Here is a 24,526-nt window from a genome sequence, read left to right as displayed (position 1 = left end):
GGCGCGGTGCCCGCGTTGGTTAACGCGCCCAGCGACGCCGCCGGCGTGAGGGCGGCCGCCCGATAGGCCTCGCCTTCGGAATGGCGCAGCGCGGCCCCTGCCGGACGCGCTCGAACGCGCGATGCGCCCATCATTCAGACCACCGGCATGCAGCTCTTCACAGCCCGCCCAGGGCCACGTACTTGATCTCCAGGTAGTCGTCGACGCCGTACTTCGACCCCTCGCGTCCGAGACCGGAAGCCTTGACCCCGCCGAATGGCGCGACTTCCGTGGAAATCAGGCCCTCGTTGACGCCGACCATGCCGAACTCCAGCTGCTCGACCACGCGGAAGATGCGACCGACATCGCGCGCATAGAGGTAAGAGGCCAGGCCGAACGGCGTGTCGTTGGCCAGGGCGATGGCCTCCTTCTCCGTCTCGAACCGGAACAGGGGCGCGACCGGGCCGAACGTCTCCTCGCTGAAGATCTTCGCCTCCCGCGGCACGTCGGCCAGCACGGTCGGTTCGAAGAACGAGCCACCCAGCGCATGGCGGCTGCCGCCGACGACGATCCGCGCGCCCTTGGCCACGGCGTCGTCGATGTGCTGCTCGACCTTGAGCACCGCCGCCTCGTCGACCAGCGGGCCCTGCACCACGCCTGGCTCCATGCCGTCGCCGACCTTGAGGGCGGCGGCGGCGGCGGCCAGCTTGCCGGCGAACGCCTCGTAGATGCCGGACTGGACCAGCAGGCGGTTGGCCGCGACGCAGGCCTGTCCCATGTTGCGATACTTCGCGGCCAGCGCGCCTTGCACGGCGGCGTCGACGTCGGCGTCGTCGAAGACGATGAACGGCGCGTTGCCGCCCAGCTCCATGCTGGTCTTCTTGATGGTCGGCGCGCACTGCGCGAGCAGCTGCGCGCCGACTTCGGTCGAACCGGTGAACGAGAGCTTGCGCACGATCGGATTGGCGGTGAGTTCGCTGCCGATGGCGCGCGCCGCACCGGTGACGATGTTGCACACGCCCGGCGGCAGGCCGGCGCGTTCGGCCAGCACGCCCAGCGCCAGTGCGGACAGCGGCGTCTGGCTGGCCGGCTTGATCACGCCGGTGCATCCCACCGCCCAGCCCGGCCCGGCCTTGCGGGTGATCATCGCCGCGGGAAAATTCCACGGCGTGATCGCCGCGAACACGCCGATCGGCGCCTTCTGGACGAGGATGCGGCGGCCATCGGCATTGTGCGGGATGAGGTCGCCGTAGACGCGCCGCGCCTCCTCGGAGAACCACTCCATGAACCCAGCGGCGTAGAGGATTTCCCCACGCGATTCGACCAGCGGCTTGCCCTGCTCGGCCGTCATGATGACGGCCAGGTCGTCGATGTGCTCGATCATCAGATCGTAGAGCCTGCGCAGCACCACCGCGCGCTGCTTGGGCAGGACGCTGCGCCAGCGCGGCAGGGCGCGCTCGGCGGCTTCGATGGCGCGGCGGGTCTCGGCGCCTCCCGCGTCGGGGACGCGCGCGATCAGCGCTCCGGTGGCGGGATTGCGCACCTCCAGGGTCCGACCGCTGTCGGCCTGCTCCCATCGTCCATCGATCATGATGGCCTGGCGCAACAGGTCCTTGTCCTTCAGCGGCAGGGATACGGGCTCGGTCATGGCGTGCTCTATCAGCAGGGGTTGCGGCCGATGAAGAAGGCTTCATCGGGATCCTGGGTCGGCTGCAGGCCGGATGCTTCCTGGCCGCGGCGCAGCGCGACCATGTCGCGCTGGTATACGCGCGCCGTCGGGTGGCGCAGCGGCCCGCCGTTGTAGCCCTGCAGCCAGCTCTCGTACTTCCACATCATCCGATTGATCAGGCCGTTGCCGGCCTGCGGCACGCTGCCGAAGGCTTTGCGCGCGGCATCGAGCCGGTGGAAGATCGCGGTGGCCTCTTCGTAGCGGCCGGCCTGGATCAGCCGGTGCACCTGCGGCAGCACCGGACCGTAGTACGCGGAGAAATTGGTGCCGCAGAAGGGAATCGGGATGATCTGCGCCAGCGGGACGTACTCGTGCTCCATCGGCGAGGAGATCACCACCTCCTTGTGGAAGTGACGATGCACCTCGATCGCGGCCATGATGTGCGGCGCGCCGCCTTCGGCCTTGATGGACGCGACATTCGGGCACTCGTCGATCAGGCGCCGCAACAGCGCGATCGGCATGTCCGAGGGATCCAGGCGGGAGAATCCCCAGGTCGGAATCGGAAACAGCATCACGGCCAGGTCGGTCGCATCGCACAAGGCCTTGGTATACGCGAAGACCTCGTCCAACGACTTCGGGTAGAAGTACGGCGGATAGCCCAGCAGCACCAGCTCGGCGCCGGCCGCCTGGGCCTTCTGCACCGCATCGATGTTGTCTTCCAGGGTGTTGAACACGGCGTGGTGGACGATGAAGATGCGTCCTGCCGCCTGCTCCACCGCGATGCGCACGAACTGCTCGTATTCCTCGGGCGTGATCGCCACTTCCGAACAGGTCAGGGTGCCGACGAAACCGTGCTCCACGCTGAGCTCGACATCGTGGCGGATGGCCTTGTGGTTCAGTCGCTTGAAGTCGGACGTCATCGTGGGAATGGTGACGTTGGCGACCCCAACGAGTTTTTCGCGCGCCCACTCGCGCGCCTCCTTCTTGGTGTAGCTGGCCATCTTCGGTTCCTGTGAGATGCGGAATCAGTGCTTGGTTTCGAAACGCATCGGCAGCGGCGTGGCCAGCCCGGACTCCAGCGCCCGGGTCAGGATGAGCTCGGCGACCACGATGTCCTGCAGCCCGCCGCCGACCGACTTGTACAGAGGCGCCCTGCTCGCCCCGACCCGCTCGTCCTGGCTGCCGGAGAGCAGATCGGCCAGGCCGATGGCCTTGGCATGGAACGCGATGCCGGCTTGCCGCGCGGCGATCATGTCTCCGGTCTGTTCGAGGACTTCTTCGAGTGCGTCGGCCACGATCAGGTCGCTGCGTTCGACCACCGACACGTCGATCTCGCGCTGCTCCGGAACGGTCGAGCCGATCGACACCACCATCGCGCCGGGCGCGAGCCAGTCCGCATGGAGGATGGGGCGCTCGCCGTGCGATCGCGCCGCCGCCAGCACGACCCCGGCGCCTTCGACCGCCGCCTCGGCGCTTGCGACGGCACGGGTCGGAACGCCCAGATCGCGCGTCGCCGCCTCGGCGAACGCCTCGCGCTTGCCCGGCGTAGGGCTGAACACCGCGATCTCCGACAGGGGGCGGACGCTGGCGAAGGCCCGCACATGCATCGACGCTTCCAGCCCGCTGCCCAGCACCGCGAGTTTCGTCGCCCCGGCCGGGGCGAGCCTGTCCAGCGCCGTGGCCGAGGTGGCCGCCGTGCGCAGACCGGTGACGCTATTGGCATCGACGAAGCCGGCGATGCGGCTGGTCTGGCGATCGAACAGGACGATGACGTATTCCACGCCCGGGGTCGGCGCGCCGGTGGCCATGCCCATGAGCTTGGCGCCGAAGTATCGGCCGCCCGGCGGGATCGCCGGCAAGGTGCGCAGCCAGTTGCGCTCGGCGGAGCCGATGCTGCGCGGAGGAATCGCGCCGGGAGGAATCGGGCGCGCATAGGTCGCCCGCAACGCATCGATGGCCTCTTCCCAGCGAAACACCTTCCGGGCCGTTTCACCGGACACAAACACGGGAGCAACGCTCATCGATACCGTCCTCGGGAAGCAGGATGCCGGTGGGATCAGCTCGCACTCCCGCCTTGCAGGACAAGCCTAGAGTCCTGGCTTGGCCTGCATCAAATTGAAAATCGACATGCCACGCATCAATAATCCAAATGCGTGGACCGCTCGGATTTGGTTATCGTTTCGCGCCAGGCATTCCCGCGAACGCGGCCATGAGACGCGAGGGCGAACGGACCAGGCAGCGCACGTGCGTCGGGTGGCTTTGCGCCACCCCTGCAGGCCAGGCTGAAAGACATAGCGCGCGCGCCCAGCGCCCCGCCACAGACCACCGACCGCGAACACCGCGACATCGTCGAGACCCCCCGCTCCCACAACCCGACCGAGACCGGGCAGGCGATGCGCCGACCCTTGCGCTCGCTTCGCACGCACGTCTCTGGCCCGCGCCAGGCGCGGCACAGTTCAAACCCGCTGCGCCGCCCGCGCCGGATGCCATCCTCTCCAACGACGAGATAGACCATGATCAAGACCATCGCCGCGATCCGGCGCAAGCCCGGCATGACGCAGCAGGAGTACTTCCGCTACATCCTTGAGGTGCACGGCGCCTTGGCCAAGGCCAGGCCGCTGACGGTGCGCCGCTATGTGCAGAGCCACGTCCTCGATGGCGCGTATGGCGCCGCGACGGACAGCGCCTATCAGGTCGCCTTCCATCGCGACTCGGTCACCGAACTGCACTTCGACAACGTCGAATCCATGATGCAGAACTTCGGCGACCCCTATGTCCGCGACGTGCTGGGACCGGATGGCGCGCACTTCAACGACTTCCCCTCCGCGCTTGCGCTGTTGGCCGAAGATACCGACATCAGGGTCGCGCACCCTGGCGACGGCGCGGTCAGGGTGATGTACTTCCTGGGGAGACAGCCCGAAGTGACGGATCGGCAGTTCCGGGATGCGCTGCGGCAGGCCGTGCAGGACGGGCTCGATGATGCGCCAGACGGGGCGCCCGCGGTCCGTCGCGCGGTCCTCTCCCACGCCATCCACGACGAGACGGGACTGATCGCCTACTTCGGATCCAGCGATATGCCCGCCTATGACGCGGTGCTCAACCTGTGGTTCGACCCGGCGCAAGCCCTGGCCGAATGGCGCGCATGGCAGGCGGGCTTCGAACTCCGGATGCAGCAGTCCACGTCCCATGACCGGTCGCATGCGTTCTTCCTGATGACACGCGAACACGTGATCATCTGAACGCCCGCGCCCCATCGAGAACAGCCGCCCCTGCAAATGCCGCTGCAGGGGCGCTGCGATGGGCGATGGATGCCTTCGCGATCCAAAGGCCTACCGCCGGGCCGCGCCATTGCCCTTGGACAAGTCCAGCTACAGCAGCGCCACCGCGCGGCACCAGCCCGCCGATCCGCCCTTGATCTTGACCGGCAGGCAGGAGATCGTGAAACCCGTGGGCGGCAGGTCCTCCAGGCGCGTCAGCTTTTCCATGTGCATGAAGATGCCTTCGCGCGCCGCCTTATGCCCTTCCCAGACCAGACTCGCATCCCCGCTCTCGGCGAAGCGCTTGGCCGTGGCGGGAAACGGCGCATCCCAGGACCAGGCATCCGTGCCGGCGATGCGGATGCCTTGCGACATCAGCCAGTGCGTCGCCTCGCGGCCGATGCCGCAGCCGCGCCCCAGGTAGTCCGGGCGACCGTAGGCCGCGCCGGCGGCGGTGTTGATCAGCACGATGTCGAAGGGCTGCAGGTCGCGCCCGGTCGCGGTCACCGCGGCCTGAAGCTCGGCGGCGCTCGCCACGTGGGCATCGGGCAGATGGCGCAGGTCCAGCTTGACGCCCGGCCCGATGCACCACTCCAGCGGCACTTCGTCGATCGTCCAGGCACGCTCGCCATTGTTCATCGTGGAAGCGAAATGCCAGGGCGCGTCGAGATGCGTGCCGGCGTGCGCCGTCAGGCTCAGCTGCTCGACCGCCCATCCCTCGCCGCCCGGGATGTCCTTGATGTCCAGGCCCGGGGGAAGAAGCGCAGCATTTCGGCCGCCCCTTCGGCATGGTTGGTGTAGGTGATCCGCGGCCCGAGCCCCGGCGGGTCGGCGGGGACGTCGTTTTCGATGGCGACGGACAAATCGATGATCTTCATCCTGGGTCTCCTGAGAGGGCGGCGCGGGCCATCGCCTCGAGATCGGCATCCGCATGGAAGCCGAGCGACAGCGCGGGGGTTGCATCGAGCGCAGGCATCGCGCCGAAGAGCGTGCGCAGCCCTTCGTCGCGGCCCCACGTGATCAGGGCGGGACGTCCGGTGACGCGGGCGGTCGCGTCGGCCACCGCTTCCAGGCTGGCATGCAGCACGGGTGGCTGGACCACGGTCGCCGCCGCGTCTTCCAGCTGCGCCGCCCTCAGCAGCACCTCCACCGCCGCCCGACGCGACATCCACCAGCAGCTGCTCTCGGCGGGGATGGGGCAGGCGAAGGGCTGGCCGGCGGCGATGTGGTGGAAGAGCTGACTCATGAAGGCCGAGCCATGGCCGCTCAGTTCCGGCGGGCGGGCCACCAGGCCCGGAAAGCGCACGCTGACCGCGGACAGCGCGCCACGTCGCGTCATGTCCTCCAGCAGGACCTCGATCATCCGCTTGTGCGCGCCGTAGGTGATGAGCGGAGCGCTCGGCGTGTGCTGCGACACCGTCGCCTCGGTCAACGCGCCATAGACGGCAATGGAAGAGGCGAAGACGAAACGCGCGCCGGGCCGGCGCGCCGCCACCAGAGCCGCGAGCGCGATGGGCGCGAGGAGATTGATGCGCAGACCCGCCTCCTGCTCGCGCTCGGCCAGGCTCCCGGGGAGACTGGCGAGATGAAAGACCAGGTCGAAACCCGGCTCCAGCAGCGCGGCCTGGAAGGCGGGATCGGCGAGATCGCCCGGCACGATGTCCGCGCCGGCGATCGCCAACCCTTCGGCCCGTCGATCGGTGAGGACCAGCCTGGCGTCCTGCGGCAGCCACCCGACGAGCCGGGCGGCGAGGCCGCGGCCGAGGAAGCCACCGGCACCTGTCACGAGCACGCGCATCAGGCTTTCACGACCTTCTGGTCGATGAAGCCGAAGGGCGCGGACCCATCCGGCAGGCGCGCTTCCATCCGCACACGGTCGCCAAAACCGAGGAAGGGCGTCCGCGCCGCGCCCTCGCCCAGCATCTCGATCACGCGGATCTCCGAGATGCAGGACGATCCCGCAGCGGCGTCGGCGTTGGAGACCGTGCCGGAGCCGACGATCGTGCCCGGCGAGAGCCGGCGCGTGCCGGCGCAATGGGCGATGATCTGGCCGAACGAGAAATGCATCTCGCCCCCTCTCGCGCGGCCGACTTCCCGGCCGTTGATCGCGACATGGAGGCCCAGGTCCAGACGTCCGTCGTGCCAGCACGGTCCACACTCGTCCGGCGTGACGGCGACAGGGGCGAAGGCCGTGGAGGGCTTGGCCTGAAGGAATCCGAAGCCGGCGCGCATCTCGCGCGGCGCGACCCCGCGAAGCGACCAGTCGTTGATCTGCACCAGAAGCCGGACCGCGCTCAGCGCGGTCTCCGCATCGGCGCCCATGGGGACCTCATCGACGATGACGCCGAACTCGCCCTCCATGTCGATCATCAGCGCCTCATCCGGAAACCCGACATCACCCAAAGGCCCGCGGAAGTCGTCGCTGGCGCCCTGATAGACCAGCGGTATCGTCTCGAAATCCGGATTCGCCGGATTGCCGAACGCCTTGTCCATCAGCCGCCCATGATTGAGGAAGGCGGACGCGTCCAGCCACTGCGGCGCGCGGGGAAGCGGAGCCAGGCACCGGCGCGGATCGAACTGCGTCGCGGCAGGCGCCTGGCCTGCGTTCAAACGATCCGAGAGCGCGGAGAGCCCGGGCGCGAGGCTGGCCCAGTTCTCCAGCGCCTCCAGCAGGGATCTGGCGATGGGCGCGGCGCAGACCGCGCGGGTGAGATCACGCGAGACAATCCATAGCTGTCCATCGCGGGTGCCGTCGTGATAACTGGCGAGTTTCATGGGGGGTTACTCCTGCCTTCTATCGATGTCCAGGTTGCTGCCGGCCTCGCCTTGCGGCGATCTCAACGGCGCGAAAGGCTTGCGGCGATGTCCGGGTCGTAGGTGCCGGAGAGCAGCACGAAGAGCATCCGGCACGGTCGCCCCGAGCGATTGGCCCAGGCGTGGTTGGTGCCGCGCTGGATGACGACCGAACCGGGCTTCAACAGCACCTCGCCCTCGTCCACGACCAGGGTCACCTCGCCTTCGATGACCACGCCGTAGTCCACCGATTCGGTCCGATGCATCAGCGGGTGCGGCGAGGCCTCGCGCACGGTGGAGGCGGTGGCGTCCCCGAGCTGCGAGAACGCCTCGCCCATGTGGCGCGCCCCGTCCTTCAGGAAGTCCTCCGTGTCCGGCGGAATGTCGACGAAGCGCAGGCGTGTGCCGCCGGGCGGCGGTGGCAGCGTGAGCGGACCGAGCGTGGGATCGGCCCCGTTGTCGATCGGCACCGGGCTCGCGTGCGTGGCCCAGACCTCGTGGAACGCCGTGCCCGGAATGGCGGGGATCTCGACGACGGTGCGGAGCGGGCCGACCTCGGTCACGATGGCCGCGCCATCCGCGCGGTGGCCGGTGACGATGCGGGTGATGTGCGGGAAGGATGTCATTGCGCTTTCGCCTTGGAGAAGCAAGTGATGGAGAGGGCGGCGACGAGGACGGCCGCGATACCGAGTGCGCCGAAGCCCAGATGCTCACCGAGCGCACCGCCGACGATGGGGCCCAGCGCCGCGCCGATCATGAGCATGGCCGGCGTGGCGGCCACCGCGCGGCCGGAGGGCTCGAGCCGGGCCAGCAGGCCGAAGGCGAAGGTGTGGGTGAAGATCTGCACCGCGACGAAGACCGAGGCGGCAGGCGCCCAGAACACGAACGCCGTCGCACCGGTGACGACCAGGGCCAGCACGGCCTGCACGGCCGGACCGATCTGCACCACGGCCGTCGCCCGTACGCGGTTCTGCAGGAATGCCGCGAGCGGCGCGGGAAACAGGAAATTGACGATGCCGAGCGTGAGCAGGACGGCGAGCACATGGGCGGGCGCGAAGCCGCGCGCCTTGCCGATGACCTCGACGAAGGAAAACACCATGGCCTGGTTGTAGGTCATGATGCTGATGCCCAGGATGGTGAGCCAGGTGGCGCGGTTGAACGGCGCCACGGCCCCGGGCTGCAGCGATGTCGGATTGCGGAACAGCAGGGCGCATGCCACGGCCGCCAGCGCCATCAAAACCGCGAAGACCTGGAACATCGCCTGGCCGCCGTGGCTGATCAGCAGCTGCGGGATGCCGCCCAGCATCAGGATGCCGAAGAGCCCGATGGCCACGCCGGCCGTTGCGAACAACCGATGCGGATTGTCGGCATGCCCCATGGTGCCGTGCACCATGGACAGCGCGGCGCCGGCGGCGAGGCCGGCCAGCAGGTGCAGGACGGCCAGCGGCGCGAAATCGGTCTGCGTGGACGCGACGAGGAAGGCCAGCGCCGCAACGGCGAAGCCGCTGGCCGCGATGACGCGCGGGTTGACCCGGTTGAAGCGATGGGCGGCGACGGCACTGGCCGCCACCGCGCCGAGCAGGAACAGCGTGGCAAGACCGCCCGCCTGCTGCGGGCTGAAGCCGAAGCGCTCGACCAGCGCGCCCACCCAGACCGGCAGGGCGACGAGATCCAGCATCCCCGCGCAATGCGCAATGACCAGTGCGGCGACCGCCCCCTTCCCGAATTTCTGTGCTGGCATGGTGTCCTCCCGTTTTTCGGCGCGCCCGGATGCGCGCGCGCCGCTCGTCCGCGGCGCGGGCGATTGTTTTTGGTGACGCGACGTTCCGAATGGCGCTGTCCTAGACTTCCCCCGCCAGCGTCTGCATCGAGACCCGCATGATCGAGGCATGCTCTTCCCGACTGCCTTCATGGATCTCGATGTCGGCCAGGCGGCCGGAGTTCTCCACCACCATCCGGCAACGCTCATAGCGACGCGCCTCGAAGGCCGCCAGCGAGCCCGCGAGCTCGGCGCCGGCCGCCAGCTCCTCGGCGAGCACCATCGCGTCCTCGATCCCGATGCAGGCCCCGGCGGCCAGATGCGGTGTCGTGGCATGAACCGCGTCGCCGATCAGCACGACACGACCGGCGGACCAGGGGCGCGGCAGGAGCATCTGTTCCAGCGGCCGGTAGACGATCCGGTGCTCGGCGGAGAGTTCGGACGCGATCTTGCGGATGATCGGCGAGGGGAAGCGCTCCAGCAGGCCGCGCAGCGTCGCCACGAACGTCTCGGGCGCCACGTGATCGTTGGTGTCCCGGTTCTCCGTCAGGAACAGATAGACCATGTCCCGGGTCACGCGATTCATGCCGACCTTGAGCTTGGGCCCCATCCACATGGCGACCGTCTCGAGGCCCTCGGGCCTGGGCAACACGGCACGCCAGACCGACTGGCCGATGAAACGCGGCTTGGGCGCATGCGGAAAGACCTTCGCGCGGACCGCCGAATACAGGCCGTCCGCGCCGACGACCAGATCGTAGCGCCCCTGGGAGCCATCGGAGAACGTCACGCTGACACCGTCGGCGTCCTGCTCGAGGTCGGTGAAGGTCAGGCCCAGGCGGACATGCGTGGTCGAGGCGCGCACGGCTTCGGAGAGGATCTTCGCCAGGGCCGGGCGCATGATCGCGCCGCCGCCCGGCAGGTCCGGCGCCGCCACGCGCGGCGTGGGCAGCGTCACGAGCACGCAGTCGTCCGGCCCGCGCATCTCGACGCCGTCGGTCGCATAGCCCTCCTCCATGAAGCGCTCAATCAGGCCGAGCTGCTTGAGGACCCGGAGCGTCGAACCATGCAGGCTGATCCCCGCGCCGTAGGAGCGCCATTGCGGATCGATCTCCACCAGGTCGACGGAAAAGCCGTTGCGGGAGAGCTGCAGTGCCGCGGTCGAGCCGGCGAAACCGCCGCCGACGATCAGGATCTTCTGGATAGCCGAATTCATGCTCATGTTTCCTCCTGCGCCGCGCGGACGAAGACGTCGCCTTCGTCGTTGATCGTCAGCGCGATGCGCGTCAGTTGTTGTCCCAGGCAGGGGCCAAGGACGCATTCGCCCGTCTCCATATCGAACAGCGCCCCGTGCGAGTGGCAGGCGATGTGCGTCCTCTCCCCGTTGAGGTAGGCGTCGGTCTTCCAGGCCATCGGCGTGCCGGCGGGATAGTGCGGGCAGGCGTCCAGCCAGGCATGGAGCGTGCCGTTGCGCCGCAGGACGATGATCCTGCGCCGGTATCCCTCCAGCGGGCCGAAACCCCGCGCCTGGCCTTCACGGATATCCTCGACACGGCACAGCCGCTGTGCGAACGGCACGACCCCACCTCCGCGACGTCAAGGCTCGGCGCCGGGCGGCGGACCGCCTGGCGCCCACTTCTCGCGCATCTCGAAGAGCACGATCTGGGACGATTCGGCGTTCATGGGAGTCTCGCGCGCCAGCCATTCGCCGTCGTGCTTGTCCATGTCGGCGTCGTACTCGAAATGGCAGCCGAACGGGCTGTTGAAGTACCAGAACCAGTTGGACCCGAACTTGTGGCGGCCGGGGCCCCAGAAGCTCTGATAGCCCTTCTTCACGAAACGCGTTCCGGCCACCATCAGCTCGGTCGGGCCGCCCATGTGGAAGGCCAGGTGCTCGCAGCCTTTCATGTATTCCGGCGTGCGGATGAAGAACAGCGTGTGGTGGTCGTCGTTGCCCCTGGGCTGCAGGAAGGGGCCGGCGCCGCTCAGGACATCGGTGACGACGAAGCCGAGGCGGCTGCAGTAGAAGTTCGCCGCCACTTCGATGTCGGGCACGAAGAGCACGACATGGCTGAGCGTGCGCGGCGCGGCGGGCATCTGCTCCCACACGCCGAGCTCGTTCGGCCCGCGCTGCACCGGCGCGCCCGGCGCGTTGATCCGCTCGGCGGGCATGACCAGCGCACGACGCCGGGTGACCTGGAACTTCAGCTCGAATCCCTGATCGTCCTTGGCCTCGATGGCGCCATCGGCCAGGCGCGTGACCCGGCGATCCTTCGACAGCTCGGCCTCGATGGCGTCGAGGACTTCGCCGTCGCGCACGCCGTAGACCTGCTGGCGCAGCATGCTGGAGGACGGCAGCGGCGGCGGCAGGCTCGGATCGGCGTGGTGCCGGATGATGACGCCGGTGCCGTCCAGTGCCTCGAACAGGCCGCCCTTGTCCGTCACATCGACCGGGTTGAGGCCGAAGGCGAGGAGATACTCGCTGCAGGCGGCGAGGTCATCGACCCCGAAGATCAGATAGTCAGGACCAATGATGTGCATGATCGAAGTCTCGAGTCATCGTGGTATCGGCCGGTGTTGGGCACGCGTCCGTGCGCGGTGGCGAAGGCGGCGTTGCCGCATTGCGCGGACGGGCCTCGCGCACGACCTGGGCGAAGCCCGGCCCGTCGGCCTCGTCGCGGGGCGTGAGGCGGATGCCGTCGAAGAAGGGGCGCTCGGCCAGCGTCCGGCCGCGCCTGCGACGGCCGGCCATGCACACCTTGCGGCTCATGGCGCACCCGCCCGCGCGGTGCGGCCGCCCAGGGTCTCGGCCACCCAGTCCGCGATGTAGGCGCCGGCATTGGCGGAATTGTCGAAGCTGGAGTGCTGGACGCCGCCGGTCCTGGCATCGAAGATCTTGAGCTCGCGCTTCGGGCTGTTCACCAGCTGCGCGTAGGTGACATGGGCCCAGTGCAGCGGGATCTGGCTGTCCTTCTCGCCGTGGGTGACCAGGAAGGGCACGCGGATACGGTCGAGCACGCCGTCGAGATGGACCTGCTCGGCGATCTCCATGAAGTGATCCATATCGCGTGCCCCCCACACCCACATGACGTGGCTCCAGTAATGCGGCACGGGGAACTGACCTTCCTTGGCCAGGCGCCTCTTCTGCACGTCGCGCCAATCGTGGTTCGCGCCCCACACGACGCCGCAGGCGAAGCGCGGCTCGAAGGCGACGGCGCGCGGGCAGTAGTAGCCGCCCAGCGAGACGCCTTCCAGGCCGATGCGCCGGCTGTCGATGGCCTCCTGCGTCTCCAGCCAGTCGACGACGCGGCTTGCCCAGTGCTCGCTGTCGAAGCGCGCCTTCAGGTCGTGGAGGCGCAGCGCCTCGCCCGTTCCGGGCTGGTCCACGATGAGGGAAGCGACGCCGCGCTTGGCCAGCCAGCCAGGCAGACCGACGAGGAATTTCATTTCCTTCGTACTGTCCAGTCCGTTCACCTGCACCAGGACGGGTTGAGGGCCGACGACGCCTTCGGCGGGCACGTAGAGCGCGGAGAGATGCGTGCCCTCGTAGGGGATCTCGACACGGCGGCAGCTCGAGCCGGACAGCCTCAGGCCTTCGGCGAAGCTGGCGAGGAAGCGCTGATAGAGTTCGACACGCCCCTCGGAGCCGTGGGCCAACATCCGTTCGGCGGTCAGCATGTAGTTGGAGGCGCGGATCAGCTTGTCGCCGGCCGAGAGCAGACGCCCGCGCGCCTCGTCCTCGCCGGCAAGGCCCAACAGCGTGTCGGCCATGTCGATCCAGGTCTGACGGAAGGCCTCGGTGCCGGCGGCATCCGGCGCCTGCGCTGCCTGCTGAAGCGGCGCGCACATCGCCTCGATCTCCCCCATCCGCGCGCCCATCTCGATCGACAGATCGACCGACAGGTTCCAGACGTAGTTGGTGGGGAAATACTTGAACACCGATGACTCCCTATGGATCCCGGCCTTGGCCGTGGTCGTCGGGAGATCACCATGCGGCCCGTCCCCCATACTGGCGGCGCGCCTCAAACCTCCCGCACACAGACTCAACGATGACCCAGGCATTTAAAAAATGGCTTCGATGAATGCTCCGTATTCACTCGATCAATGCTGCAGTGCACGATGCGGACGCGGGTTGGCCGCGCCGCACCCGGCAGGCGTGCCACGCGCGTTGCGCGGCAAGGACGTGCCATTGCGGCCGATCCCCGAACGGCGGTGCGCGGGCACGAAGCGCAGGTCCTGGAAGGCTGTCCTTTACCTGAAAGCCCGCATCGAGCGGCCTGTGACGCCTTCGAACATGGCGCGCCCTCCCCTCCCCGGGCGCCGCGCAGGCGAAGCGCACACGGGCGGTTGACCCGAGATCGTCACTGCCAAAGCAAGAGCGACGCCACGCGGCGCTGCCCTCGCGCGCCAGCCGCACCAGGCCTCCCGCCTAAAAGTGCGCCGCACGCTCTAATCTAGGACGTTCACCCGAAAAGATCGAAAGCAGCATGCGCTTCAAGAAGCTCGACTTGAACCTACTGGCAGCGCTGGACACTCTGCTTCGCACGCGCAGCGTCAGCCAGGCTGCATCGGAGATGTTCCTGACCCAGTCGGCGATGAGCAACGCACTGGCGCGACTGCGCAGCCACTTCGACGATCCGCTGCTGGTGCAGGTCGGTCGCAAGATGGAACTTTCGCCATTGGCCGAAACCCTGCAAGAACCCTTGCGCGACATCATGGTCCGGATCGAGATGGCGATGGAGATCACGCCCAATTTCTCCTCCGCCTCCTCCAACCGCCACATCAGCATCATCCTGTCGGACTACACGCTGTATACGGTCGCCCCACCCTTCCTGCGCGAAGTGGCGCGGCAGGCACCGGGCATGACCATCGAGTTGAAGCCTCAGACGGCCCTGCCCTATCTGATGCTCGAACGCGGCGAAGCCGACCTGGTCATCGCGCCCGACCGATTCCGCTCCGCCATCCACCCCGCCGAGGCGCTGCTGACCGACCCGCTGTGCTGCCTCGTCGCCGCCGAGAGCAAGCACCCGTTGAAGCGGTTCGACGCGGCGCGTTTCGAATCGGCCGGGCATGTGGTCATGCAGCCGCCCAGCGGCAGCGAGAGCTATGCGGTGCAGGCGTGTCGCGAGGCGGGTCTGCAGATCCGGGAAGAAGTCTCCACCTACTCCTTCGCCTCGATCGGCGATCTGGTGAAAGGCACCGATCGCATCGCGGTGACGCAGCAACGCCTGGCGCAGAAACTGATCTCGGAGAAGGGCGGCCTGCGCATGGTCGCGCCGCCGCTGCCCCTGCGACCGATGCAGCAGGACATGCTGTGGCACATCGCCCGCACCCACGATCCGGCGCTGGCCTGGCTGAGGAAATTGTTTCGGGCCGTCGCCGACGCGTAGCCGCATATTCAGCGGATCAATGCCCCCTATTCAACGAACCAACTTCTGCCGCTGCCCGCGCTGTGACTAACTCGCCGCCGGGAGGGGCCGTGGCAACCGCAAGCGGGTTGGCGGCCTAAAAAGATGCCGCTTTGCAGCAATCCGCTCGCGCGGAACCTGCAACCTGTCCATCGGGCGCCTGACGCACCGGTCGGCGTTCCTCCCTGCGTTTCCACCTGGGAGAACACCGATGGCGATACGATTCACCGCTCCGGCGGCAGTGGCCTTCATCAGCTGCGCCAGTCTTGCATCCACCTCCGCCGTCGCGGCGGAAAACGGCAACACCCAGTATTCGCCGGGCGCGTCCCAGTTCTTTTCGGGAAACGTTCCGCCGTATCCCGGCTTCTATCTTCTCTCGCAGACCAGCTACACCTCGGCCGACCGGTTGAACGACGGCAAGGGCGACCGCCTTCCGATCGACTTCGATGTCCGCGCCAAGGTCGAAACCCTGCGCCTCATCGGTGTGTCGCCCAACCATCTGCTGGGTGGACAGATCTGGGGACAATTGATCTTGCCCATCGTGGATCTGGACACGCGCGTGGGCCCGGTGTCCGACAGCAGAACCGGACTGGCCGACAGCACCTTGACCGGTGGCCTGGCCTGGCACGACGGCAAGAACAACTACGTCTTCGGCCTGGACATCGGCATGAACACCGGCAGCTATCAGCACGGACGGCTGGCCAACCCGGGCCAGAACCACTGGTCCTTCCAGCCCACCATCGGCTACCAGTACCTGGATCCCCAGGCCTGGGTGGCGGCCGCCTCGCTGCGCTACATCGTCAACACCAAGAACCACGACACCGACTACACCTCGGGCGATGAAGTCGTCCTGGACTACGCGATCGGCTACAACATCGGCAGCTCGCGCCTGAGCGTGGTGGGCTATCTGCTGGACCAGGTCAGCGACGACGAAGGCCCGGGCGTAGGTTCGGATGGCAACCGCGGCCGTGGGTTCGCCATCGGCCCGTCCTATACCTATCGGTTCGCGTCCGGACCGGAGCTCTCCACTTCATGGCAGCACGAGACCCATACCGAGCACCGCAGCCAGGGCAATATCTTCTGGCTGAACCTCGCCCTCAAGCTCTGAGCGAGCGCGGTGCGGGCCGCGCCTGACGTGCGCCGGTCCGCAAGGCCCGACCGCGTCGCGACCGAGCTCGGCGACGCGGTCGCCCGCGCGCGGGCCTGACACGTCCTAGGGCGAGTCGGCCTGCGGCAGGCTGCCGCGCACCATCGCCAGCAGGTCGACCAGCGAGAACGGCTTGCGCAGCAGCTGCATGCAGGGCCCCAGGAAATCCGGGCGCTCCAGCGCTTCCTCGGCGTAGCCGGTCATGAAGATCACCGGCAGCGCCGGCGCCAGCGCGCGCGCCGCGTCGGCCAGTTCGCGCCCGCTCATGCCCGGCAGGCGCACATCGGTCAGCAGCAGGTCGAAGGCCGGCTGCGTGCGCAGCTGGTCCAGCGCCTGCTCGGCATCGCCGGCCTGCACAATCAGCAGGCCTTCGTCGGCCAGCACGTCGGCGGCCATCTCGCGGATGAGTTCGTTGTCGTCGACGAGCAGCACCCGTCGTTCCTGCAGCTGGGTCATGGGTCCGATGCACATGTGGCGTCGCAGGACCGGCTCCGCTCCCGCGCCGGCCCCGCATGAAGGGGCCCGATCATAAGCGCAGACGCGTGGCGGGGCTGTCAGCGCGCCGACGGGGGGTACAGGTCCAGCAGGCGCAGGGTCACCCCGTTGGTCCAACCGAAGCCGTCCTGGTTGGGATACTCGCCGCCGCCGGCGCGCTGGCCGGTGACCAGCACGTCGTACTTCTCGGTGAGCTTGTGCTCGGCGTCGAACACGCCGGACACCCGCGCCAGGAACGCGCGCCCGATGCGCTCGGCCAGCGCGTCCTGGCCGTAGCGGCGCAGGCCATCGACCGCCACCCACTGCAGCGGCGCCCAGCCGTTGGGCGCGTCCCACTGCTGGCCGCTGCGCACCGGCGTGGTCACCAGCCCGCCCGGGCCGACCAGCTGCGCCTGCACGGTGGCCGCGGTGCGCTGGGCGTGCTCGGGCGAGGCCAGCCCGGCGAACAGCGGGAACAGCATCGCCGCGGTCACCCGGTCGCGCGGGGCGCGCGTGCGCAGGTCGTAATCGGCGTAGTAGCCGGCCGGATTCCACAGATGCCGCTCGATGGCGGCCTGGCGCTGCGCGGCGCGCGTGGCGTAGTCGATGCGGCAGGCGCCGGGCTGCTGGGCACAGGCCGCGGCCAGCGTGGCCTCCAGGTGGTACATCAGGCTGTTGAGATCCACCGGCACGATCTGCGTGGTGTGGATGCTGCCCAGCTGCTGCGGATCGTCGAACCAGCGGCTGGAGAAGTCCCAGCCCGATTCGGCCGCCGCGCGCAGGTCGCGATAGACCTCGCCGGCCGGCCGCGCGTCGCGCACCTGCGCGGCGGTGGCCACATCGTGCGCCCAGGCCTCCTGGCGCGGGATGTCGCGGTCGTCCCAGTAGCGGTTGAGCAGGCTGCCGTCGGCCAGGCGCACCACGCGCGCCGAGGCCTGGCCGGGCTTGAGCGCCTCGCTGCCGCGCATCCAGTAGGCGTATTCGGCCTGCAGCTGCGGCAGGTAGCGGCGCCGGACCTCATCGCCCTGCTGCGCGGCTGCCTCGCTGACCATGAAGGCGAAGAACGGCGGCTGCGAGCGACTGAGGTAGTAGCTGCGCGTGCCGTTGGGAATATGCCCGTAGGTGTCGACCTGGTAGGCGAAGTTGTCCAGCATCTGCCGCGCCAGCGCGCCGCGGCCGCTCTCGAACAGCCCCAGCATGGTGAAGTACGAATCCCAGTAGTACACCTCGCGGAAGCGCCCGCCCGGCACCACCGTCGGCTCCGGCAGCGCCAGCGCGCTGCTGTACGGCGGCACCTGGCGGAAGCTGCGCGTGAGCACCGGCCACAGCGCGTCGATATGGCCGCGCAGATCGGTGTCCTGGGCCAGCTTCGGCACCTGCAGCGGCGGATCCTCGTCGAAGTGCGCGGCGACGAAGGCCTTCAGATCGAAGCCCGGCTGACCGCGCGCGGCCAGGTACTCGGCCTCGACCCGCGCCGGCGCCCCGCGCACGGTCATGTCCACGAAGTGCTTCTGGTCCTCGAACACCCGGCCCATCTGCACCGCCTCGAACAGCTGCGGATACAGCTGGTCCGGCGTGGCCGGCGCGGCCGTCCTGGCCGCGGCGGGGGCCTGCGCCACCTGAGACGATGGCGTGGCACAGGCGGCGAGCCCCAAGGAGATGGCGGCGGTCAGCAGGCAGGCGGTGACACGGTGGCGCGGCGCCATGCGCGGCTCCTGGGGTTCGAGGAAGAAGACGACGAAGATAGCCAATCGGACCGCAGCCCCGCGTGGCGGTCACGCCGCGCTGCCGCATGGCCGCGCGCCGCGGCGGTATCGTGTGCGCCATGACGCCGCTCAAGTACCTCGCCGGCTATCCCGAGCCCCTGCAGCGACAGGTCCGTGCCCTGATCGACGCCGGCAAGCTGGGCGAGGTGCTGGCCCGCCGCTACGACACCGCCCACGCCGTGCGCACCGACCGCCAGCTCTACGACTACACCCAGGCGATGAAGGAGCGCTACCTGCGCCAGAGCACGCCGCTGCACAAGGTCGTCTACGACCCCAAGCTGCAGGTGGTCAAGCACGCACTGGGCACGCACACCCAGGTCTCGCGCGTGCAGGGCGGCCGGCTCAAGGCCAGCCGCGAGATCCGCATCGCCACCGTGTTCCGCGACGCGCCGGCGCCGTTCCTGGAGATGATCGTCGCCCACGAACTGGCGCATCTGAAGGAAGCCGACCACAACAAGGCCTTCTACCAGCTGTGCGCCCACATGAGCGCCGACTACCACCAGCTGGAATTCGACCTGCGCCTGTACCTGACGCAGCTGGAGCTGGGCCAGGCCTGAGGCGCCGCCCGCGCACAGCGGGTGCGGGATAATCGGCGCATGCCTGAAGACGATCCCCGCCCCGTTCCGCCCGAACCGCCGCTGCCCAGCGACTGCTGCGACAGCGGCTGCGACCCCTGCGTGTACGACCTGCATGCCGAGGAGATGACGCGCTACCGCGAACTGCTCGCCGCCTGGCGCGCGCGCCATCCCGAAGCCGACAGCTGATTGGGACCAGGCGCCTCGCTGGCTTTACCGACGCGCGATCAGCTGCGCGACGACCGCAGCGTCGCCGCGCGCGCGGCATGCCGATCAGGCCGCCTCGTCGTAACGCCAGGCCTCGGCCTCGATCGCCCGCCGCGTCGCGTCGTCGTCGACCAGTTGCGCCAGCACCTGCAGGCGCGCCAGGCGCAGCCAGCCGCCCGCCAGGGTGATGAGCTGGGTCACGCCCAGCGCCAGCCACCAGGCGCCCCAACCGGCACCGGAGGCGGCGATGCGCAGCCAGCCCAGCGCGGCGATCAGCAGCGCGCCCAGCACCAGGATCGCCAGGCTCAAGGCCCAGGTCGCCAGCGGCCGGCGCAGATACAGCTTCAGCGCGCGCCACCAGTGCACCACCACCGAGCGGCTGTCGTCGCGCGCGGCGATGCGCGCGCGGGTCAGCTCGGTCAGCAGATACGGCACCAGGCACAGCAGCACCGCGGCCAGCAGCGCGCCGCGCTCGGTCCAGTGGACGGTGGACTCGAGCACGGCGTCGAACCGGCGCTCGCGCGCCACGTGCACCAGCCACACGCCGGCGGCCACGAACGGCGCCAGCGGCAGCAGCGACCACAGCATCAGGCGCAGCTGGCGGCCGTACTCGCGCATACCCTCGGCGGCCAGCGCGAACAGCCGCACGCCGCGGCCCAGCCGTACCGCCGCCACCATCACCCCGGTCAGCCACGGCCACAGCAGCGCCGTGCCCCACAGCGCGGCCAGCACGCCCCAGACGGTCCCGCGGTCCTTGGCCGCGCCGCCGACCACCTCGCCCAGCGCCAGCAGGCTCAGCGCGTGGGCGTAGCGCGGCGCGTCGATGGCGTGGCTGAGCTGCGCATCCAGCAGCGCGTACAGCGGCAGCGCCGCGACCAGGGCGACCAGCGACAGGCTGGCCCACCACAGCAGCAGCGCGCGCCAGTGCAGCGCGCGGACCGCGCCGCGCGCCAGGACCGAGAGGCCATGGAAATCGGTCATCGCGCGCCTCACAGGTTCACCAGCGCGGCCTGCAGCGCCTGCAGCAAGGCCAGGACATCGGCGCTCCAGCGGCGCGCCGCGGCGTGGTCGCCCTCGATGCGCCGGCCGTCGTCGAGCTTGCCCGCGTCCAGGAAGTGGCGCCGCTGCGGATCCAGCTGCGCCGAGACCGCGCGCCGCGGGTCGACGAAGCTCCAGCGCTTCCAAGGCAGCGCATCGTCCCAGTCGAAGCGGCGCGTGCTGCCATCGGCGAAGGTCACCACCAGCGTCTGCGGTACCGCCGCCCCGCGCCGGCGCACGGTCACCGTGGTGCGCCAGGCGAACGGGCCGGCCTCGGACGCCGCATCCGGATGCGCCTTGTGCCACGCGGCAGTGCGCGCATCGGCCAGCGCGTCGGTCTCCTCTTCGCCACGCGTGAGCGCCTTGCCGCCCTCGATCACGCGCCCGGCCAGCGGCGCGACCGGCTCGCTGGTCAAGTCGGCCAGGCTGTCGTCGAGCTTGTTCACCGCGTAGACCTGCTGGGCGAACGCACGCTCGATCAGGGTGCGCCTGCCGGTGGAGACGGCCAGCGACTCGCGCAGGTCGGCGATGGAGGGATGGCGGAACTTCCAGGTGGCGTAGTAGTCCTTGAATGCCCGCTCCAGCGCCGGCCGCCCCAGTTCCGCCTCCAGGTCGCGCATCAGCGTGGCGGTGCGCGAGTACACCGAGACATAGCCGCTGGTGTCCAGCCGGTTCCAGGAACTGGCGCCTGTGGGATCGCTCGGGTCGTCCACCTGCGCGCCCAGGCGCTCGAACTCGAACGGATCTGTCGCCGGCAGATGCACACCCAGCCGGTTCAACCACGGCGGCAGCAGGTCGTAGCGGCGGTGGCCGTCGCGCAGCATGCGCTGGTCCCAGAACTCGTTGAGGCCCTCGTCCAGCATGGGCTCCTCGAACTCGTTGGAGGCCAGGATCCCGTAGAAATACCCGTGGCCGAACTCATGGATGCTGACGAAGTCCAGCGAGGCGGCGGTGGACGAGCCGGGCGGCACCTTGGCATAGCCCTCGGCGGTGAAGAAGGTCGGGTACTCCATGCCCCCGGCCTCGTCGGCGTTGTACGGCGGGATCACCACCGTCACCGAGCGATACGGATACGGCCCCAGCGTGCGCGAGAAATACGTCAGCGCGTCCTGCGTGGCCTTGAGCGCCGGCCCGGCGCTGGCCACGTATTCGGGCGCATACAGCACCTGCACCGCGACCTTCGGGCTGCCCGGCCCGGTCCAGGTGCCGCGCAGCGGCGTGGCGAAACGCTTGTCGGCGGTCCAGGCGAAGTCGTGCACATCGTCCTGCACGTAGCGGTAGCGCGTGCGCTGGTGGAAGGTCTCCGGCGCGCCCTGCAGCACGCCGGTGGCGCCGACGCGATAGTCCGAGGGCACGTCCAGGGTGACGTCGTAGCTGCCGAAATCGGCGTAGAACTCGCTGTCCAGATGGAACTCGTGCGCGTTCCAGCGCGGCGCGGTGGCGCCCCGTTCGCCGGGCAGTTCCAGCACCGCGATCTTGGGGAACCACTGCCCCACCAGATGGAAGCTGCCGAACCAGCCGGTGCGTGCGATCACCCGCGGCAGCTGCGCGGCGAAGTCGATGTCCAGCGTCGTGCTCTGCCCCGGCGCCACCGCCTGGGGCAGGTCCAGGCGCACCACGGTCATGTCGGTAGCCGGACCGCCATCGGGCTGGACGAAGGTCTGCCGCACGGCCGCCCCGCCCTGGCGCACGCTGGTCATGTCGATCCAGCCCCAGCCGTCCTTGCGCACCGGCACATCGCTGCGAAAGCTCAGGCCCAGGTCGTTCTTCTCGTGGAAGAAGGTGCTGCCGGTGTTGCGGAAGGCGTTGAGATACAGATGCAGATAGACCGCGCGGACCGGCACCGCGCTGCGGTTGCGCCAGGTCAGCCGCTCCTGGCCGTCGAGGGTGTGGGTGATCGCGTCCAGCCGCACCTTGATGCGGTAGTCGACCACGCGGTCGGACAGGGTCGGTTCGCGGCCGGTGCGCGGCCCGCCCCAGGCGTCGGGCGCACTGGGGGTGCTGACCGCGCCGGCGTCGGCCCCGGCCAGGGCGATGCCATCGGCGGCGACCGCGACCGGCTGCGGCGCGACGGCCGTGGGCGTCGGCATGGCCTGGGCCAGCGCCCAGGCCGCACATCCTGCCAGCGCCAGTCCGACCCCGCTGGCCCATCCGCGCTTGTGCATCCCATGTCCCCAGCCGGCCTCGAGACGGGCCGGTTTAATGACACGATGGTAAGGCTTGGCCCGATCCTGGCAACCCGGCGGGGGCGCGCGAGCGCTCACGGGCCGGCCACGGGGGCGCCCGGGGACTGTCATCAGTCCCTGGGTAGGCCGCGCCTGCAGTTCCTCGACGCGGACGGCAAGGTCACCGACGAGTGGACGCAGACCAAGGCGCGGTGAAGGGCTAGGGGAGTGCGACTGGCAGCTCTTCGCCCCCTCCCTTTGGCCGAAGGCCAAGGGGAGGGCTGGGGAGGGGTGCTCTTCGCGGGGGAGCAAGAGCGCAAGCAAAGCCAAAGCCAAAGGCAAAACCAAAGGCAAAGCAAAGGCAAAAGCACCCCCTCCCGGCCTCCCCCTTCGCTTCGCGAAAGGGGAGGGGCGGTGTCTGCCGACGACTGGGAGAAGTGCGAGGCTTCGCTGGGCGTCTTCGCTCAACGGCACACGACACGCGCTAGGGCTTTACGACCGCCGCCACGACCTGCGCGCGCAGCCACTGGTGGGCCGGGTCGCGGTGCACGCGTTCGTGCCACAGCATCGCCATCCGGTAGCCGGGCACGGCCAGCGGCGCGGGCACCACGCGCAGGGCCGGATGTCCGCGCACCAGCCGCTCGGGCAGCATCGCCACCAGGTCGGTGCGCACCAGCGCGGACAGCACGAACAGGAAATGCGGCACCGACAAGGCCACGTGGCGCTTCAGGCCCAGCGCCGCCAGCGCCGCGTCGGTCGGCCCGTGGAAGCCGCCGCCATCGGGCGAGACGATCACCTGATCCAGCCTGCAGAACTGCGCCAGCGTCGGCCGCCGCCTCAGCCCCGGATGGCCGGCGCGGCCGACCAGCACATAGCGCTCGTCGAACAGGATGCGCTGACGCAACCCCTCCGGCGCGCCTTCGACGGTGTGGAACGCCAGATCGATCTGCCCCGCCTCCGCCTGCTGCACGATCTGCTGCGGCACCAGCCCACGCACCGCCAGTCGCGTGCCGGGCGCGGCGGTGCGCAGGCCGGCCAGCGTCGGCAGCACGATGGTCGAAGCGGCATAGTCGCTCGCGGCCAGCTGCCAGGTGCGCGTCGCGGTGGCCGGGTCGAACGGCGCCGGCGGCGCCACCGCCTGGCCCAACGCCTCCAGCGCGGCCCGCAGCGGCTCGCGCAGGGCGTCGGCGCGCGCGGTCGGGCGCATGCCGCGCGGACCGGGCAGCAGCAGCGGATCGCCAAGCAGTTCGCGCAGCCGCGCCAGCTGCACGCTAACCGAAGGCTGCGACAGGTGCAGGCGTTGCGCGGCGCGGGTGACGTTGTGCTCGGCCAGCAGCGCATCGAGCGTGACCAGCAGGTTGAGGTCCAGGCGCCGCAGATCGTGCATGACTATAGCTGGCATTGGCAGGATTCATTTCCACTATAGCGGGGCCAGGCCTACGGTGAGCTTCTCGCTTGCCGTACCCACCGCCATGAACGTGCTGATCGCCCACGCCCATCCCGAACCGACCTCGCTGACCCGGCACCTGGCCGACACCGCAGCGGCCACGCTCCTGGCCCAGGGCCACACCGTGCAGCATTCGGATCTGTACGGCATGGGCTGGAAGGCGGTGTTCGACGCGGACGACTTTCCGGATCGCCTGGACGCGGCGCGCCTGTCCTTCGTCCAGGAATCGGGCCACGCCTTCGCCAACGGACGCCAGTCGCCGGATGTCGAGGCCGAGCAGCGCAAGCTGATGGCGGCCGATGCGCTGATCCTCGTCTTCCCGCTGTGGTGGTTCGGCATGCCGGCCATCATGAAAGGCTGGATCGAACGGGTCTGGGCCTTCGGCCTCGCCTACGGCTATCGCGGCGCCGGCAACGCGTATCGCTATGGCGAAGGGGGACTGGCGGGCAAGCGCGCGCTGCTGGGCGTCTGCGCCGGCGGGCCGGAAGCGGACTACGGGCCGCGCGGCATCAACGGGCCGCTCGAGGAACTGCTGTTCCCGATCACGCACGGGACCCTGTTCTTCCCGGGCATGCAGGTGCTTCCCAGCTTCGCGGTCTACGACACCGGCCGGCTCGATGCGATACGCGTGGCCGAAGCGACGGCGGCCTGGCAGACCAGAGTCGAGCGCCTGTTCGACGACGCCCCGCTCCCCTTTCGCCCGCAGAACGGCGGCGACTACCCGGACCGCCACGTGCTGGCCGATCACCTCGCGCCCGGACGCAGCGGATTGACCGTGCACCTGGACGCCGACCCGGCCTGAGCCCTCGCCGCCTGTCGGGTACGATGCCGGCCCGCTCCCGCTG

At 69.3% G+C, this 24,526-nt stretch carries 24 protein-coding genes and 1 pseudogene; 6 read left to right on the top strand and 19 right to left on the bottom strand.

Features of this window, described 5'->3' with window-relative positions; translation table 11 throughout:
* Positions 1 to 157: 157 nt before the first annotated feature.
* Genes QE438_RS17095 through QE438_RS17085 form a run of 3 tightly spaced genes read right to left on the bottom strand, consistent with a single transcriptional unit; the run spans position 158 to position 3,669 of the window.
* Positions 158 to 1,627, bottom strand: coding sequence for an NAD-dependent succinate-semialdehyde dehydrogenase (locus QE438_RS17095; protein ID WP_306993902.1), 1,470 nt, complete (start codon positions 1,625 to 1,627; stop codon positions 158 to 160).
* A gap of 11 nt (positions 1,628 to 1,638) precedes the next feature.
* Positions 1,639 to 2,649 carry a dihydrodipicolinate synthase family protein gene (locus QE438_RS17090; RefSeq protein ID WP_306993904.1) on the bottom strand — a complete coding sequence of 337 codons (1,011 nt, stop codon included), beginning with the start codon at positions 2,647 to 2,649 and terminating at the stop codon, positions 1,639 to 1,641.
* A 24-nt stretch (positions 2,650 to 2,673) separates the two neighbouring features.
* Complete coding sequence (locus QE438_RS17085; RefSeq protein ID WP_306993906.1) at positions 2,674 to 3,669, bottom strand: ornithine cyclodeaminase family protein; 996 nt, start codon at positions 3,667 to 3,669, stop codon at positions 2,674 to 2,676.
* Positions 3,670 to 4,161: 492 nt separating this feature from the next.
* Between QE438_RS17085 and QE438_RS17080 the strand changes: the two genes are divergently transcribed.
* Positions 4,162 to 4,887, top strand: a complete 726-nt coding sequence (locus tag QE438_RS17080) for an EthD domain-containing protein (RefSeq protein WP_306993908.1) — start codon at positions 4,162 to 4,164, stop codon at positions 4,885 to 4,887.
* Between the two features lie 129 nt (positions 4,888 to 5,016).
* Here the strand turns inward: QE438_RS17080 and QE438_RS17075 are convergent, their stop codons facing one another.
* The 11 genes from QE438_RS17075 to QE438_RS17025 form a co-directional block, all read right to left on the bottom strand.
* The gene (locus QE438_RS17075) at positions 5,017 to 5,598 is read right to left on the bottom strand and encodes a cyclase family protein (RefSeq protein ID WP_309736379.1); all 582 of its coding nucleotides are present in this window, start codon (positions 5,596 to 5,598) and stop codon (positions 5,017 to 5,019) included.
* A 2-nt stretch (positions 5,599 to 5,600) separates the two neighbouring features.
* Positions 5,601 to 5,783: a hypothetical protein gene (locus QE438_RS17070; RefSeq protein ID WP_309736405.1), complete on the bottom strand. Its 183-nt coding sequence runs from the start codon at positions 5,781 to 5,783 to the stop codon at positions 5,601 to 5,603.
* Positions 5,780 to 6,703 (bottom strand): NAD-dependent epimerase/dehydratase family protein, encoded by a 924-nt coding sequence (locus QE438_RS17065; protein WP_306993911.1) that lies wholly within the window; start codon positions 6,701 to 6,703, stop codon positions 5,780 to 5,782. Before QE438_RS17065 ends, QE438_RS17070 begins: the two co-directional genes overlap by 4 nt.
* On the bottom strand, positions 6,703 to 7,680 hold the full coding sequence (locus QE438_RS17060; RefSeq protein ID WP_306993913.1) for a fumarylacetoacetate hydrolase family protein: 978 nt from the start codon (positions 7,678 to 7,680) through the stop codon (positions 6,703 to 6,705). The genes QE438_RS17065 and QE438_RS17060 overlap by 1 nt, the downstream gene beginning before the upstream one ends.
* A 62-nt stretch (positions 7,681 to 7,742) precedes the next feature.
* Positions 7,743 to 8,324, bottom strand: coding sequence for a cupin domain-containing protein (locus QE438_RS17055; protein WP_306993915.1), 582 nt, complete (start codon positions 8,322 to 8,324; stop codon positions 7,743 to 7,745).
* On the bottom strand, positions 8,321 to 9,439 hold the full coding sequence (locus QE438_RS17050; RefSeq protein WP_306993917.1) for an MFS transporter: 1,119 nt from the start codon (positions 9,437 to 9,439) through the stop codon (positions 8,321 to 8,323). The genes QE438_RS17055 and QE438_RS17050 overlap by 4 nt, the downstream gene beginning before the upstream one ends.
* Positions 9,440 to 9,539: 100 nt before the next feature.
* Positions 9,540 to 10,676, bottom strand: a complete 1,137-nt coding sequence (locus tag QE438_RS17045; RefSeq protein WP_306993919.1) for an FAD-dependent oxidoreductase — start codon at positions 10,674 to 10,676, stop codon at positions 9,540 to 9,542.
* A complete protein-coding gene (locus QE438_RS17040; RefSeq protein ID WP_306993921.1) occupies positions 10,673 to 11,032 on the bottom strand; it encodes a Rieske 2Fe-2S domain-containing protein in 360 nt (119 codons plus the stop codon). The genes QE438_RS17045 and QE438_RS17040 overlap by 4 nt, the downstream gene beginning before the upstream one ends.
* 18 nt (positions 11,033 to 11,050) lie before the next feature.
* A complete protein-coding gene (locus tag QE438_RS17035) occupies positions 11,051 to 11,995 on the bottom strand; it encodes a VOC family protein (RefSeq protein ID WP_306993923.1) in 945 nt (314 codons plus the stop codon).
* Positions 11,976 to 12,224, bottom strand: coding sequence for a hypothetical protein (locus QE438_RS17030; protein ID WP_306993925.1), 249 nt, complete (start codon positions 12,222 to 12,224; stop codon positions 11,976 to 11,978). The genes QE438_RS17035 and QE438_RS17030 overlap by 20 nt, the downstream gene beginning before the upstream one ends.
* A complete protein-coding gene (locus QE438_RS17025; RefSeq protein ID WP_306993928.1) occupies positions 12,221 to 13,393 on the bottom strand; it encodes a prolyl oligopeptidase family serine peptidase in 1,173 nt (390 codons plus the stop codon). Before QE438_RS17025 ends, QE438_RS17030 begins: the two co-directional genes overlap by 4 nt.
* A gap of 548 nt (positions 13,394 to 13,941) precedes the next feature.
* On the opposite strand from QE438_RS17025, the gene QE438_RS17020 reads away from it, so the two are divergent.
* Both QE438_RS17020 and QE438_RS17015 read left to right on the top strand, forming a co-directional pair.
* Entirely contained in the window at positions 13,942 to 14,844 is a 903-nt protein-coding gene (locus QE438_RS17020; protein ID WP_306993930.1) for a LysR family transcriptional regulator, read from the top strand.
* Positions 14,845 to 15,073: 229 nt separating this feature from the next.
* Positions 15,074 to 15,970, top strand: coding sequence for a transporter (locus QE438_RS17015; RefSeq protein WP_306993932.1), 897 nt, complete (start codon positions 15,074 to 15,076; stop codon positions 15,968 to 15,970).
* Between the two features lie 105 nt (positions 15,971 to 16,075).
* Here QE438_RS17015 and QE438_RS17010 read toward each other — a convergent pair whose 3' ends face one another.
* On the bottom strand, positions 16,076 to 16,438 hold the full coding sequence (locus QE438_RS17010; protein ID WP_306996229.1) for a response regulator: 363 nt from the start codon (positions 16,436 to 16,438) through the stop codon (positions 16,076 to 16,078).
* Positions 16,439 to 16,563: 125 nt separating this feature from the next.
* Positions 16,564 to 18,235, bottom strand: a pseudogene (treA, locus tag QE438_RS17005) (alpha,alpha-trehalase TreA).
* Positions 18,236 to 18,275: 40 nt separating this feature from the next.
* Here treA and QE438_RS17000 point away from each other — a divergent pair.
* A complete protein-coding gene (locus tag QE438_RS17000) occupies positions 18,276 to 18,806 on the top strand; it encodes a M48 family metallopeptidase (protein ID WP_306993934.1) in 531 nt (176 codons plus the stop codon).
* A gap of 39 nt (positions 18,807 to 18,845) precedes the next feature.
* Positions 18,846 to 19,013, top strand: a complete 168-nt coding sequence (locus QE438_RS16995) for an oxidoreductase-like domain-containing protein (protein WP_130514981.1) — start codon at positions 18,846 to 18,848, stop codon at positions 19,011 to 19,013.
* Positions 19,014 to 19,097: 84 nt separating this feature from the next.
* Here QE438_RS16995 and QE438_RS16990 read toward each other — a convergent pair whose 3' ends face one another.
* The 3 genes from QE438_RS16990 to QE438_RS16980 all read right to left on the bottom strand — a co-directional run bounded on the left by QE438_RS16990 (position 19,098) and on the right by QE438_RS16980 (position 23,621).
* Entirely contained in the window at positions 19,098 to 20,012 is a 915-nt protein-coding gene (locus QE438_RS16990; RefSeq protein WP_306993937.1) for a hypothetical protein, read from the bottom strand.
* Between the two features lie 8 nt (positions 20,013 to 20,020).
* Positions 20,021 to 22,234: a M1 family metallopeptidase gene (locus QE438_RS16985; protein WP_306993939.1), complete on the bottom strand. Its 2,214-nt coding sequence runs from the start codon at positions 22,232 to 22,234 to the stop codon at positions 20,021 to 20,023.
* 484 nt (positions 22,235 to 22,718) lie between these two features.
* Positions 22,719 to 23,621: a LysR family transcriptional regulator gene (locus QE438_RS16980; RefSeq protein ID WP_306993941.1), complete on the bottom strand. Its 903-nt coding sequence runs from the start codon at positions 23,619 to 23,621 to the stop codon at positions 22,719 to 22,721.
* A 55-nt stretch (positions 23,622 to 23,676) separates the two neighbouring features.
* Here QE438_RS16980 and QE438_RS16975 point away from each other — a divergent pair, with 55 nt between their 5' ends.
* Positions 23,677 to 24,483 carry an NAD(P)H-dependent oxidoreductase gene (locus QE438_RS16975; protein ID WP_309735638.1) on the top strand — a complete coding sequence of 269 codons (807 nt, stop codon included), beginning with the start codon at positions 23,677 to 23,679 and terminating at the stop codon, positions 24,481 to 24,483.
* Positions 24,484 to 24,526 lie beyond the last annotated feature (43 nt).

The sequence above is a fragment of the Pseudoxanthomonas sp. SORGH_AS_0997 genome (assembly GCF_031453535.1).
GTDB lineage: Bacteria > Pseudomonadota > Gammaproteobacteria > Xanthomonadales > Xanthomonadaceae > Pseudoxanthomonas_A > Pseudoxanthomonas_A winnipegensis.
The sequence above is the reverse complement of the archived record's forward strand: the minus strand, read 5'-3'. Positions and strand labels throughout refer to the sequence as shown.

Bases quoted from the DNA above. Each gene is read 5' to 3' on its own strand.
- QE438_RS17095 (WP_306993902.1), bottom strand. From the start codon at position 1,627: ATGACCGAGCCCGTATCCCTGCCGCTGAAGGACAAGGACCTGTTGCGC.
- QE438_RS17090 (WP_306993904.1), bottom strand. From the start codon at position 2,649: ATGGCCAGCTACACCAAGAAGGAGGCGCGCGAGTGGGCGCGCGAAAAA.
- QE438_RS17085 (WP_306993906.1), bottom strand. From the start codon at position 3,669: ATGAGCGTTGCTCCCGTGTTTGTGTCCGGTGAAACGGCCCGGAAGGTG.
- QE438_RS17080 (WP_306993908.1), top strand. From the start codon at position 4,162: ATGATCAAGACCATCGCCGCGATCCGGCGCAAGCCCGGCATGACGCAG.
- QE438_RS17070 (WP_309736405.1), bottom strand. From the start codon at position 5,783: ATGAAGATCATCGATTTGTCCGTCGCCATCGAAAACGACGTCCCCGCC.
- QE438_RS17065 (WP_306993911.1), bottom strand. From the start codon at position 6,703: ATGCGCGTGCTCGTGACAGGTGCCGGTGGCTTCCTCGGCCGCGGCCTC.
- QE438_RS17060 (WP_306993913.1), bottom strand. From the start codon at position 7,680: ATGAAACTCGCCAGTTATCACGACGGCACCCGCGATGGACAGCTATGG.
- QE438_RS17055 (WP_306993915.1), bottom strand. From the start codon at position 8,324: ATGACATCCTTCCCGCACATCACCCGCATCGTCACCGGCCACCGCGCG.
- QE438_RS17050 (WP_306993917.1), bottom strand. From the start codon at position 9,439: ATGCCAGCACAGAAATTCGGGAAGGGGGCGGTCGCCGCACTGGTCATT.
- QE438_RS17045 (WP_306993919.1), bottom strand. From the start codon at position 10,676: ATGAGCATGAATTCGGCTATCCAGAAGATCCTGATCGTCGGCGGCGGT.
- QE438_RS17035 (WP_306993923.1), bottom strand. From the start codon at position 11,995: ATGCACATCATTGGTCCTGACTATCTGATCTTCGGGGTCGATGACCTC.
- QE438_RS17030 (WP_306993925.1), bottom strand. From the start codon at position 12,224: ATGAGCCGCAAGGTGTGCATGGCCGGCCGTCGCAGGCGCGGCCGGACG.
- QE438_RS17020 (WP_306993930.1), top strand. From the start codon at position 13,942: ATGCGCTTCAAGAAGCTCGACTTGAACCTACTGGCAGCGCTGGACACT.
- QE438_RS17015 (WP_306993932.1), top strand. From the start codon at position 15,074: ATGGCGATACGATTCACCGCTCCGGCGGCAGTGGCCTTCATCAGCTGC.
- QE438_RS17000 (WP_306993934.1), top strand. From the start codon at position 18,276: ATGGCCGCGCGCCGCGGCGGTATCGTGTGCGCCATGACGCCGCTCAAG.
- QE438_RS16995 (WP_130514981.1), top strand. From the start codon at position 18,846: ATGCCTGAAGACGATCCCCGCCCCGTTCCGCCCGAACCGCCGCTGCCC.
- QE438_RS16990 (WP_306993937.1), bottom strand. From the start codon at position 20,012: ATGACCGATTTCCATGGCCTCTCGGTCCTGGCGCGCGGCGCGGTCCGC.
- QE438_RS16985 (WP_306993939.1), bottom strand. From the start codon at position 22,234: ATGCACAAGCGCGGATGGGCCAGCGGGGTCGGACTGGCGCTGGCAGGA.
- QE438_RS16980 (WP_306993941.1), bottom strand. From the start codon at position 23,621: ATGCACGATCTGCGGCGCCTGGACCTCAACCTGCTGGTCACGCTCGAT.